Annotated in this window: 7 protein-coding genes; 2 read left to right on the forward strand and 5 right to left on the reverse strand. The window is 45.6% G+C overall.

Annotated elements, in window-relative coordinates; all coding sequences use genetic code 11:
- Positions 1 to 882 (reverse strand): RagB/SusD family nutrient uptake outer membrane protein (locus NC99_RS13705; RefSeq protein WP_204375010.1); only part of this gene is annotated, 882 nt, incomplete at its 3' end.
- A 12-nt stretch (positions 883 to 894) separates the two neighbouring features.
- On the reverse strand, positions 895 to 4137 hold the full coding sequence (locus NC99_RS13710; RefSeq protein ID WP_204375011.1) for a SusC/RagA family TonB-linked outer membrane protein: 3243 nt from the start codon (positions 4135 to 4137) through the stop codon (positions 895 to 897).
- 138 nt (positions 4138 to 4275) lie between these two features.
- On the opposite strand from NC99_RS13710, the gene NC99_RS13715 reads away from it, so the two are divergent.
- Positions 4276 to 4998, forward strand: coding sequence for a FadR/GntR family transcriptional regulator (locus tag NC99_RS13715; protein WP_053184644.1), 723 nt, complete (start codon positions 4276 to 4278; stop codon positions 4996 to 4998).
- Between the two features lie 138 nt (positions 4999 to 5136).
- Here the strand turns inward: NC99_RS13715 and NC99_RS13720 are convergent, their stop codons facing one another.
- From NC99_RS13720 to NC99_RS13730, 3 genes are all read right to left on the reverse strand, one after another.
- Complete coding sequence (locus NC99_RS13720; protein WP_053184646.1) at positions 5137 to 6687, reverse strand: sulfatase family protein; 1551 nt, start codon at positions 6685 to 6687, stop codon at positions 5137 to 5139.
- A gap of 27 nt (positions 6688 to 6714) precedes the next feature.
- Positions 6715 to 10056 carry a glycoside hydrolase family 2 TIM barrel-domain containing protein gene (locus tag NC99_RS13725; RefSeq protein ID WP_053184648.1) on the reverse strand — a complete coding sequence of 1114 codons (3342 nt, stop codon included), beginning with the start codon at positions 10054 to 10056 and terminating at the stop codon, positions 6715 to 6717.
- An 84-nt stretch (positions 10057 to 10140) separates the two neighbouring features.
- On the reverse strand, positions 10141 to 12432 hold the full coding sequence (locus NC99_RS13730; protein ID WP_053184720.1) for a family 20 glycosylhydrolase: 2292 nt from the start codon (positions 12430 to 12432) through the stop codon (positions 10141 to 10143).
- Positions 12433 to 13002: 570 nt separating this feature from the next.
- Here NC99_RS13730 and NC99_RS13735 point away from each other — a divergent pair.
- Positions 13003 to 13194: a cold-shock protein gene (locus tag NC99_RS13735; protein WP_053184650.1), complete on the forward strand. Its 192-nt coding sequence runs from the start codon at positions 13003 to 13005 to the stop codon at positions 13192 to 13194.
- Positions 13195 to 13339: the final 145 nt, after the last annotated feature.

A 13339-nucleotide genomic window follows, 5' to 3' on the forward strand; every position in this document is an offset into this window, starting at 1 on the left:
CAAAGGCTCCAAATCAACCGCTCGGGTGGTGAACAAACCTCCGTAAAAGTTACTGGCCTGATCTTGCTGATAATCGATGGTGAAAATAAACTCGTCGTTTTCTTCATTGCTTTGTCCCCATAGATTATTGTAATCCACCAGATTGAACCCTTGAATTTGAGAAAGGGCTGTTTTTGCTTCGGTAAAATCAGCCGTTCCTCCGCCCAAAACCGTACCTGACCACAGAAAAGCATCGCCTTTCAAGGCCAGCGTTGCCGCTTTCGACCAGTAGGTTTTTTTGCCCAACCACAAACTGTTGTCGTTACCAAAATATTCTAACGATGTGGCAATATCACGCTTGATTTGAGCCATGACTTCCGTCTTTGGAGCCCGGGGTTTTTTCAGGGTTTCCAAATCCACTTCCAGAAGTGGCTCGGTACTGATTGGCACATCGCCCCAGGCTTTTACCATGGTGTAGTAAACTTGCGCACGCAAACCATAAACTTGTCCAAGCATATGATTTTTCTCTGCTTCGTTGGCAAATTCCACGTTGGGTGCATTTTTCACAAAGTCGTTGATGTAGTGCAACAAGCCATAAAAGTTGGCCCAGTTGCCAAAATACACCAGGGTAGAACTGATATTGTTGGCAATCAAATCAATATCGTTGGGCGAATTGGCAAAGGTATTTCCACCCCAGAGGTCTGAGCGGACTTCTCCCATTTGCCATTGGGTGAACGCGTAGTTTCGGTAGCTGGAGTAAATGCCCACATGTGCAGCTTTTGCCGCTTCTTCTGTGTTCCAAAAGCCATTGTAGGTTAAATCGCTTTCCGGCTCCATATCAAGATCACAGGCACTTAAAAGTGCTATGGTCATTAGTAACAGGATATATTTTTTCAGTTTCATAATTGGTAATGCTTAAAAAGTTACGTTTACGCCAAAGGTTATCGTTCGTGGCAATGGGAACCTGCCGTAGTCGATTCCGTCACCGGATTCTTCAGGTGAGCTTCCGGTGAAATCATTGAAGTATGCCAGGTTTGCTCCCGTCAGATAGAGGCGCATATTATCGAAGACATTTTTTACATGTTTTCCTTGTAAATCATAGCTCAAAGTTACTTCGCGCAAGGCCAGGTAATCGCCTTTTTCCCACATTCTGGAACTACTGCTGTTCATCGATCCCTGGTCGCCACCTGCTGCCAGGTGATTCCGCTGCCGGTCAACCAAGGTAAAAATTGGAACGTTTGAAGTTGGGTTTTCCGGTGTCCACGAGTCTCTGATTTCAAGCGGACCGTTTTGGTTACCCTGGGTTTGTGCAATCCCCTTCACCCGGCGTCCGTTGATGATCATATGCCCCACGGTAAAGTCGGTTTTCACAAACAAGTTGAAGTTCTTGTAGCTAAAATCAGAAGTTAAACCCCCGGTAAAATCGGGTGTTCGTCTCCCAATAACCTGTCGATCCAGATAGTTAATAACGTTGTCTCCATTGAGATCTTTCCAACGAGTGTCACCCAGAAAACGGGTATCCTTTTGAACGGCAAACTCTACGACACGTCCATCATGCTCGTCAATGTCGGCCTGGGTTTGGTAAACCCCGTCAAACACATAAGCGGTAATCACATCGTATCCAACACGTTCACCTTCCTGCAAACCGCCAACATATTTGGTTTCACCTGTTGCCGGATCATATATCTCCGTTCCTCCCTGGCGGTTTTTATCCACACCATTGTCAGGCAGTTTGTGGGCGAAGTTGCGAACAGAATAATAGGTTAGTCCAACATTCCAGTTAAAATCACCGGACTTAACCACATCGGCATTTACCTGGAGTTCAAGCCCTTTGTTCCGAAGTGTTCCATTGTTGGTTGTAATGGCCGAGAAACCAGTCCAAAGTGGCAAAGTCAGGTTGGCCAGCTTGTCTTCCACATCGCGGATAAAGTAATCTCCAATCACGGTTACGCGGTTATCAAACAAGCCCAAATCCAATCCCATATTCAAGGTGGTGGAACGTTCCCATTTCAAATCCAGCAAAGGCAATTGGTTGTTGGCGTAACCCGCCTGGGTATCGTAAATCGTCGTTTTTCCGTAGGTTCCAAAAACACCGAAGTTGCTTAATACGTCAATGTTGCCATTCACCCCGTAACTAATACGCGGCTTAATTTTGCTGACCGTATTTTTAATATTCGACTGTTGAAAAAAGTCTTCGTTGTGTACATTCCATCCTACTGAAACACCGGGAAAAAATCCATACTTGTTGTTTCCCAGCCGCGATGTTCCATCGTACCGGAAGGTCAAGCCCAAAAGGTATTTGTAATCGAAGTCGTAATTGACTTGTCCAAACAGCGAGGCGATTTCATAACCAGTGCGGTACGAATAAGGAATACCGCTGGCTTCGGAGCCAACATTCATCGTGTAAATCAAGTCGGTAGGCGAAAGACGCGTGGATGCGCTGAATGAGAAATATTTTTCCTGAAAATATTCAGCACCAACCAATGCGTTGATATTATGGTTCTCAGCAAGCGTTTTCTTGTAGTTGAGCATTGCTGTAAACTGGTCACGCAAAGTGCGCTGATGCGATGCCGAGGCCAGCCGCTCTGTATTTAAACTTCCTGAATTGAGGTATGCTTTATTAAACGATTCGTTTGAATTATTGATCGTAAAATGACTTCCTCGTGCAGTTAAGGTGAAGTCGTTCAAGAATTTGTAATCCAGTTGAACAGATGCGGTTAAGCGCTGCTCGAGGTTATAGCGAATGAACTTGTCTTGATAGTAAAGCGGATTACCAAATCCCAGGTAGGTTCCTGGCTGGTATTCGTTCGACAAACTTCCGTCCGGATTATTGTTGTAAATCCTCGATGTTGGTGCTAAACCGGCCGTACGCTGAAACAAGTTATACTCGCTGTCAAACGGCAAATTCTGATTCGAATGTGCATAAATGAAATTTGAAGTTACCTTCAGGGCATCCGTTAATTTATAGGATGTATTTAAGGTTCCTGAATACCGCTTGAAAGCAGACCCAAACACCAGGCCTTTGTCATCCATAAAGCCTAATCCAAGGTAATAGGTTCCCCGCTCATTTCCGCCGTCAAAACTCAGGCTATAGTCCTGCGCATGACTATTTTGATAAAACAATTCGTTCATCTGATTCTCCTGAAAAATGAGCATGGTACCAGGATTCACAGGGTCTTCAATGGTTTGCCACCCTTCATAATCAAGCAGGTAGCGGTTGTCGTCCGACAATACCATCGTGGTATAAATCGAATTGGTGGTATTATTTCCGGTTCCGGCAGCCTGGGCACCAGTCAGAAATTGGTTTAACCAGGCATAGCCCATCACGTCCTGTGCCTGCTTCACACCAAGGCGGTTGAACTTCACGTAGTCAGCAGCGCCCAAATATTCCATCGGGTCTTCCCGATGTTCGTTCGTGGTAAACTTGGCCCGGAAGTTAATTCTTGACTGGCCGGCTTTTCCCTTTTTGGTGGTTACTAAAATAACACCATTGGCCGCCCTCGCTCCATAAATAGCTGTTGATGCTGCATCTTTTAGAACTTCCATTGAGGCAATATCGTCAGAGTTCAACGCATAAAATGATCCTGGCACACCGTCAACCAAAATCAGGGGACTCCCAGTTCCCGAGAAGCTGGTACCACCGCGAACCACTAAACTGGGAGTTGATCCCGGTTGGCCAGTGGTTTGGGTCACCTTCAACCCTGCGATCGTTCCTTGCAAAGCCGTTGCCGCATTCGACCGCGGCGCACTCTCCAATACTTTTGTGTCGAGCTTGGCGATAGAGGTTGTCATCTCGGCGCGCGACTGGGTAGAATAACCGGTGACCACAACTTCATTCAGCGCCGTGGTTTCAACAGCCAGAGCGATGTTAATAACGCTCTGCCCAGCAATGTTAACCACTTGCCGTTCGAAGCCAACCATCGAAAACTGTAGTTGATCAGCATCTGCCGGAAGCGCCAGTGAATAGTTTCCATCAAAGTCACTAATCGTTCCGGTTGTTGTTCCGGGAACAACAATGGTTGCTCCAGGCAGTGGCTCACCTGTAGCAGCCTCAACGATTTGTCCGGAGACATTTTGCTGACCATATGCGTAGCTGCTTAATAGCAGCGCCGTCACGATCCAGCAAAAAGACAGTAATTTTTTAAATTCCATCATCATAAAATTAAGTGTTAGTTTTTCTCAATTGCTTTATGTCCTACATAAGACGAAACAAATGTAGAAATTGTTTTTTTTATTCCAAACATTTTTGCAAATTTGTTGTGTTATGTAGTACATATTTAAAAACATACAAGCACAATGGAAATTGATGAAAAAAATCTGCTAGCTGCGATTGATACAAGAAGTTTGGTAGATAAAGTAGAAATGAACCTCGTGGATTATTTTAAGAAAAATGCCCTGCAACCGGGTGATGTGATTCCGAAAGAAGTTGAACTGGCCAGTGCCATGGGTGTTAGCCGAACGGTAATTCGGGAGTCATTGAATCGACTCAAAACCATGGGGATGATTGAATCGAAAAAGCACAAAGGAACCGTAATTACGAGCCCCGATATTTCCTCACTTCTTCAAAAGTCGATGATCCCACATATTCTGGATAACAGCACCCTAAAAGATATTTTTGAGCTTCGACTGATCCTTGAAATTGGCATCGGTGATTTGATTTTTAGACACATCACGAATCAGGACCTGCGCGAGTTGGATGAAATTGTGGATCAGGAACCCGAATTCAGCGAAGACATTTTGTTTGATATCAGCCATGAAATTCAATTTCACAGCAAGCTGTATTCGATCACAAAAAACGAGACACTGAAGAATTTTCAGAAAATGCTGCTTCCTGTTTTTAACTATGTTTACGACAGCGGCTTAATCCACAAGCCCATCTCAAACAAGCGTTACGTGTCGCACCGCGGAATTGTGGATGTACTGAAAGGCGGATCTCCGGACGAATTCCGGATTGCCATGCGTCAACACCTCGAGAACCATTTTCAACGCATTATGACTTTGGAACAAAACAAAGCGTAAGCCCGGCACGGTTTCACAAAAAATCAAAAAAGCAGACGAATGTTCGCCTGCTTTTTTGTATCCTATCCGTCATGCTCTATTATCAAATCGCATACTCATCTGATTTAGTAAAATCTACCGGTTTCCGATGACTGACCATTATTCATCGAGCAACACCGGATCCTGATATTGCTCCTGCAATTTATGAAGCTCCACTTTCAGTTTATCAGCCAACTCCTGATATTCTGCTTTTCCGTACAGGTTCTTCATTTCGCTTGGATCACTTTCCAAATCATATAATTCCCACTCGTCAATATCGTTGTAAAAATGAATGAGTTTATACCGGTCAGTGCGAATTCCGTAATGACGTTTTACTGCGTGCTCAGCCGGGTATTCATAAAAGTGATAATATAAGGCATCGCGCCAATCGGTAGCTTTTCCTTCGGCCAGCGACACCAGTGATTCGCCCTGGATATCTTCAGGAACATCAACACCTGCTAATTCCAAAAAGGTTGGTGCATAATCGATATTTTGTACCAGCCCGTCAATTTTACCTTGGGCTGCGTATGCTTTTGGAAAACGCATCAGCAAAGGAGTGCGGAACGACTCTTCGTACATAAAACGTTTGTCGAACCAGCCGTGCTCGCCCATGTAAAAGCCCTGGTCGGAAGTGTAAACCACCAGCGTATTTTCTGCCAGTCCGTTATCATCTAAATATTTCAACAGGCGGGCCACATTATCGTCCAGCGATTTTACGCAAGCCAGGTAATCCTGCATGTAACGGTTGTATTTCCACTCGGCCAGTTCTTTGCCGCTTAGTTTCCGGGCTTTAAAATCTTCGATGATCGGGTTGTAAACCGCATCCCAGGCTGCACGTTGCTCATCGTTCATCCGTTGGTAAGCTCCATGTTCGTAATAGCCACGGTACGGACTTTTTACTTCGCCTTCTTTATCCAGCATCTTCAGGTCGTACACCACGTCCATGTCTTTAATGATGCTCATTTCCTGCGAAGCTGCCGCAATTCGCCCTTCGTACTGATCGTAGAAATTATCGGGTAGCGGGAACTGCTGGTCTTTAAATTCGTTCAGGTATTTTGTTGGCGGCATCCACACGCGATGCACCGCTTTGTGGTGTACCAGCATACAAAAGGGTTTGTCTTTGTCGCGTTTATCAAGCCAGTCGGTACTGAAATCGGTAATTACATCGGTTACATAACCATCGTAACGTTTTTGTCCGGTTGAGTCGATAAAATCGGGATTGTAATAGCTTCCCTGGCCCGGAAGGATGTTCCAGTAGTCGAAGCCTGTAGGATTACTTTTCAGGTGCCATTTTCCGATTAAAGCGGTTTGGTAGCCGGCTTGTTGCAGCAGTTTCGGAAAAGTTTGCTGACTGCCATCGAAAGTATCGGCATTATCGCGCTGACCGTTGGCATGGCTGTGTTTACCCGTCAACATTACGGCACGGCTTGGTGCACAAATGGAATTGGCCACAAAACTGTTGGTGAAGGTTACTCCCTCGCTGGCAATGCGGTCGAGCCCCGGGGTTTGAATAAAACGATCATCGTAACTACTAAGGGTTTGGTACGAATGATCATCAGTCATGATAAAGATAATATTCGGTTTTTCAGGCTTAGCTTCTTTTGGAGCTGAAGCGGTGCATCCGGCAGCAAAAGAGGCCAAACCACATGCGAGTAATAAATTGCGATTCATTGCGTCGATTCCTTTTAAACCTTAAAATTACTTTTCTCGCAGCAGCGTTTTACTCATCTCAATGTACTTCTCCGTTGAACCGTCTTCAAACGGCACCATGAAGAAGCTGTACTCATGAGGTTCCTGTCCACTCAAGGTGTACTCTTTCTGCGGACGAGCTCCCCAACTGTTGTCACCACCCAGGCCGCGTTGTCCCAGGTCGATATTCAACTGTACGAGATCACGCTCCTTGATGTCGTTGATGTGCTTGCTGCCATTCACTTCAGGAATACCATCAATGCGAAACTCAGGCTCCACTTCACTGTTCCCTTCGTAATCCAATCCTTCGGTTGTATCAAAATCTTCGTTTGGCATATGCAAGGCGCTCATGCCTAAACCCGCTTTGGGCTGATCAGCTACAATCAACAAACCTGCACCTTGCTCATTACACAGCGCCCACCAGCCAACATCGGTCCGGTATCCGTTTTCCTGCGGACGCACGTAAGGCACATAATGCTCACTGACATTGGCTTGATAGAGGTCGACGAAAGTAGAAGCTTTGCGATCGACATAGTTTTCCCATGGGCCACGGCCAAAATATGCGAGCTGATCGTATGCTTTTAGCAATTGCATGCGCATGCCGACGCGGGGAATATCAGCTTTATATTCGGTTGTATTCAAACGGTTGGAAACTTTAACGACGCCAGTCCCGGCAATTTCATACACACTGATAAAGCTTGTATTCACGCCAGGCAGTTCATAGGTAACTTCCACCCTGACAAGGTTTTCGGCCAGTGTTTCGGTTTCCATCGAAATCACTTCAGAAAATAAGGAAGCTTTCTTCCATTCGCGGTTATTGAACTGCATGCGGTTTCCGAAATCATTGTCGGTTGGCGCCCGCCAAAAATTGGGTCTTGGGCCTTTACCATCTTTCAGCAGTTCTGTGCCTTTATATTCGAACGAAACCGGACGACCTTCTGCCTGACTAAAAACAAAGCGAAAATCGCTATTAAAAACAACAACCTGTTTTTCGACTTGCTGAACGGTTACCGCTTCTCCATTTGACACAGGCATCGGCTCAGCTTTGAAAAGTTTAGGCAACTCAATTTGTTCGCGGGCCACTTCAAATCCGGCGGGCAACAAGCCCCACTCATTTTTCAAGGTTGCAGACAGATGGACAAAATAGCGGGTATTGGCCTTTTGCTCAAGGCCATTCAGCGAGATCCGGATCATCTGTCCAGTGTGTGTTTCCACGTCCAGCTCGTCAAAATGGTCGGTCTTCAACGCTTTACCATCCGCCTTAATTTGAACAGTAAAGTTGAATATATTCAAATTGGTAAAATCGTAGAGATTCTCAACAAACACGCGCAGCTCGTTGTGATTATTAACCCCCGCAGATTTAAAATTAATAAACTCGTGTGCTTTTTTCACTTCATATAATCCGGGTTGTGCCGAGCGATCGGGAAATACAATTCCGTTATTCAAAAAAGTATTATCGGTGGGCATATTCTCGCCATAGTCGCCACCATAGGCATAAAAGCGCTCGCCTTTCTCATTGGTTTTCCAGATCGACTGGTCCACCCAATCCCAAATAAAACCACCCTGCAAATTATCATACAGCTCAATCACATCCCAGTAATCCTGGAAATTCCCAGTGCTGTTTCCCATGGCATGGGCATACTCGCTGGGAATAAACGGACGGTTGGTTTTGTGTTTGCCGATATATTCAAAAAATGAGGGCGATGGATATTGAGGCACCACGATATCGGTGTTCCAATCCATATCCAAAATACTGCCATCGTGATCTTTGTACGTACGCTCGTACTGCACGGGACGTTTTTGCGGGTCGGCTGCTTTCATGGCTTCGTAGCCAGCATAAAAGTTCACCCCGTTGCCTGCTTCGTTACCCATACTCCAAATAATGACCGACGGATGGTTTTTATCGCGTTCCACCAGGCGAACCATGCGATCGACATGCTGGTTTTCCCACTGCGGTTTTTTAGCCAAAGAATGCTCACCATAGTACATCCCATGCGACTCAATGTTGGCTTCGTCAACCACATAAATTCCATGCTCGTCACACAATTCGTAAAAACGGGCCCCACGCGGGTAATGGCTCAGGCGAACCGCATTGATGTTATTCTCTTTCCACAAGCGAATGTCCTTCATGATCATTTCTTCGCTCATCACATGCCCGGTTTCCGGATCGGTTTCCTGGGCATTCACTCCTTTCAGGGTAATGCGCTGACCATTGACCAGCAACAAGCCTTGCTTGATTTCGACTGTACGAAAGCCAACTTTGATGGCCGTAGCTTCCAAGGAGTTCCCTTTCTTGTCCTGAACTTCCAACAAAAGCGTATATAGATTTGGATGTTCCGCGCTCCAGGGGTCTACATTTTCAACAATAGCCGAAAAAGCTCCGGATAAAGTTGCTTGTCCACCAATTTCCAACTTTTTGGAATCGCTGGTCACCAGTCCACCCTGCTCATCAATAAGCTGATAAGCCAGTTGAATTTTCTGCGCCTTGGGCAAATGATTGCTCAGTTCAACGGCCAGTTGCAGCTCACCATTTTGGTAAGCAGCGTCAAGCGTTGCGCTGGCCTCAAAATCGCGAATGCGCAGTTTGGGCTGGGCATACAGATAGACACTGCGCTCGATTCCACTGATGCGCCAAAAATCCTGGCACTCCAAATAAGAGCCATCGGTCCAGCGGAAAATTTGCAGTGCAATGGTATTTTCGCCTCGCTGAAGATGTGGTGTAATATTGAATTCGGCAGGCAACTTACTGCCTTGTGAGTAGCCCACATAGTTCCCGTTAATCCATACAAAGCCGCCTGATTTCATGGCACCGATGTGCAGAAAAACTTCCTTGCCATTCCAATCGTCAGCCACTACGAAGCTGCGACGGTAAGAACCCACCGGATTATACTCGTGAGGCACTTTCCCCGGGTATTTTGGATAGATCCCGTCTAACTCAATATCATCAGCTACCGGTGCTTTGTGGTCTGCAAATTCATACTGATGGTTGACGTAAATCGGCACGCCGTAACCTTCCACCTCCCAGTTCGAAGGTACTTTTATGTTGTCCCAATCTGCCACATTTTCTTCCGGATTCATGAAACTGGTCGGACGATCTTTTGGCGAACGCACCCACTTGAACTTCCAAATTCCGTCGAGGTACTGCCGAAAATTGGCATCTATTGCTTGGGTATTTAAAGCTGCATCACTAGATCCGTGCGACACAAAAGTAGCATGCGCCGGTTCTTTGTTTTCCTGGATCACATCGACATTTTCGACATAATTCCAAACATTAGTTACCGGATCGGACGACTGCCCGGCAGCCGTCCATCCGGTCATTAAAAACGTAATGAGTAGTAGTATATTCTTCATGATTGAGTAGATTTCAATGTTACAAAAAAGAAGCTGTCTTCACCACCTTGCGCCAGAAAGGTTTTCAGAACACAGCTTCTTAAATTAATAGCTGTAATTTTCCAATTTGATTTGGGAGAATTTCTCGTCACCCGCCTTTTTATAGTCAACAATGAAATGATTCCATGACTGCGGAAATCCGCCGATGTTATTGTTCAGGTAAATAATTTTGACCGGATGGGTTCCCTGAGCCAGTGCGATTTGGGCATTATTTCGCGAATAGCGTTTCACTTCGCCATCATTATTCACCAAAAGCCGACCACCAACAAAAAGCTGGTCAAAATTGGTTTGAAATTCATACACCCCATCTTCCGGGATTTCGAAATAACCTTCAAGAATAGCTCCTGTGGGCTCCTGGTAGTTGTTGATGGTTCGCAGGTTTTTCTCATTCACCTGAATGGTTTTCCAGTCTTCAACCGAATCTAAATCTGCAACTTTTATAAAGACTCCCTCAGCATACTTACCTTGCAGCCCAGTGTGGCTGGTTTCAACCGAGACAGCCGGCAGCAATTCTTGCTTCTCAACGGTGATGGTTCGTACCGGGCTCATTGTTCCTGTGCTCAGAACCGAACGGATCTTGACCGTAGCATTTTCTGTAAAAGTCAGTGGAGAATCATACACCAAGGCGTTTTGATCCGGCTCGCTTCCATCAAGGGTGTACACCATTTTCAACGAACGCGTGTTGGTAAACGCAAGCTTGGCTTCATCAATAAATGCCATGTGGTTTGCCGGTCCTTCCGGCAGTGGAATATGGTAGTTAATATCGTGAAAATCCAACCGTACAAATTGCGGGTCCATACGTTTCAGAAAATCTTCATAGCTCTTATTTTCTTTCTGCGTCCAGCCCACTTCGGCCAAAGCGATAATACGCGGATAAATGCGGTATTCAAACAATTCGGGTGTATAAAGGTATTCAGACCAAACATTGCCCTGCGTGCCAAGAACATGCTTGGCCAGTTCTCCTTCCAAATCGGCAGGCACCGGGTCGTAGCCGTACGACTCTTCCAGCGTGGTGTAACCACCAATAGCCACAGGTTCCACTTTGCTGTCGCCCTGATAATGATCGAGATAAACCCAGTTACCTGGGGTCATCACCACATCATGCCCTTGTTTGGCAGCCTCGATGCCACCTGCTTCGCCCCGCCACGACATCACCGTGGCCGAAGGTGCGAGTCCGCCTTCCAAAATTTCGTCCCAGCCCACCATTTTCTTATCATGCGCCAGCAGCACCTTTTCAATGCGTTGCACAAAATAGCTTTGCAACTCATGTTCATCTTTCAGGCCTTCGGCTTTGATGCGCTTCTGACAGTCAGCACATTCTTCCCAGCGATCTTTGGGAGATTCGTCACCGCCAATATGAAAATATTCGTAGGGAAACAGCGGCACTACCTCGTTGATAATGTCTTCCAGGAAATGAAACGTTTCTTCTTTCCCCGCGCAGTACACATCGGGCTCAACACCCCACACATTGCGAACCTGAAAAGGGCCTCCGGTGCACGACAGATGCGGGTAGCCCACCAAAGCTGCCAGCGAATGTCCCGGCAATTCAATTTCGGGCACCACATTGATAAAGCGCTCAGCCGCATAAGCCACCACTTCCTTAATTTCGTCCTGAGTATAGTAGCCACCATATTCACTGCCATCGCCTTCCGTGCGAATCGATCCAAGCTCGGTCAACTTCGGATATTTTTTAATGTCAATGCGCCAGCCCTGGTCTTCGGTCAGGTGCCAGTGAAAGGTATTCATTTTGAAGAGCGCCATCACATCCAGCTGTTTTTTGATGAACTCGACCGGCACAAAATGCCGGCAAACATCGAGGTGCATCCCACGCCAGGGAAAGCGTGGCTGGTCTCTAATCTGCACGAAAGGAATCACCCAGTCCACATTGGCGGCCAAAGTTTGACTTTCAATCTGCGGTGGAAGCAATTGAAGCATGGTTGCCAGTCCATAGAAGCCGGCTCGTGCTGTTGATGCCTTGATGGTAACGCCATTCTCATCAACGGCCAGCTCATAGCCCTCTTCACCGAAATCGGCTAAATCATCCAACTCGAGTGCAACAAAATTCTTTGCTGGCTTTTCCGAAGTCATTTCCAATGCAAAGCCCGCGGCTTGTTGAAAACGCTCATTAATTAAACCCGCTGCCGACTTCAACTCAGGCAGATCAGGAACTACAAAGGCAGTTGTTGAATGAACGGTGAAACAACCGTCAAGGGTAGTCATCTCGTTGGGTTGTGGAACAATCGCCATCTCCGTTTGCTCAGGACGGCTCCCGGTTTGGCAGGCGGCAAAAATCGCCGCTAAAACCACGACTGAAAACATGTTTTTTAGACTGGTCATACTTATGCTTTTTATGGTTTGAATCTCTTTTTCAACAGCAGTCGTACCCAATGATACCATTCAAATGCATTCTCCTATGCACAGCGATCCTACTGTTTCAAATTGTCTGCACAAATATATCAATTTGTGCGTGCTCGAACACACAAATCTTAAAAAGTTTTCCGAAAGTATTAGAATCCGAAAATAGTATTGACTTAGCATATTGATGATCAGCAAACTAAATTTTACATGTTAAACATCTAATCACCGATAATCCGACGATTTTTTCGTTTACGTCAAAACTGCCTTTCGAGGTAAAACCACTGCCATGACTCCGATTGGCAGCACGCTTTACCATCCATCCTAACTTCATAGTTTAAGACCGGCTGATGACCTGAAGATGAAAAGAACGAAATTCATGCCCGGAGTGTTAAAATGGGAGCACGCACGTCAACCGATGGAAACCCGCGTGGCACCTATACAAAGCGATCCTCCTCCGCCCCATGCGTCTGTAATTAATTGAAAAAAAATCTTTTATTCAAAAAATTAAATGTATATTTGCGCCAGTATTTATTATTTATTACAATTATTATGAACAAAGGAACAGTTAAATTTTTCAACGAATCCAAAGGTTTTGGATTTATCACAGACGGAGCATCATCAGAAGAGTATTTCGTACACGTATCAGGATTGAACGACGAAATTAGAGAGAACGACGAAGTAACTTTCGATCTTCAAGATGGCCGTAAAGGATTAAATGCCGTAAATGTTAAACTTGCGTAGTTTATAATTATATAAGACATTTATTACTGAAAACCAGCTCAATTTATTTTGAGCTGGTTTTATTTTGTCCAATCTATTGCGGTAACCTCAATTCACAATATGTTTTGACAGCGGGATTTAATCGACCGCTAACGATATGAGAAGA

The organism is Sunxiuqinia dokdonensis (assembly GCF_001270965.1).
Lineage (GTDB): Bacteria > Bacteroidota > Bacteroidia > Bacteroidales > Prolixibacteraceae > Sunxiuqinia > Sunxiuqinia dokdonensis.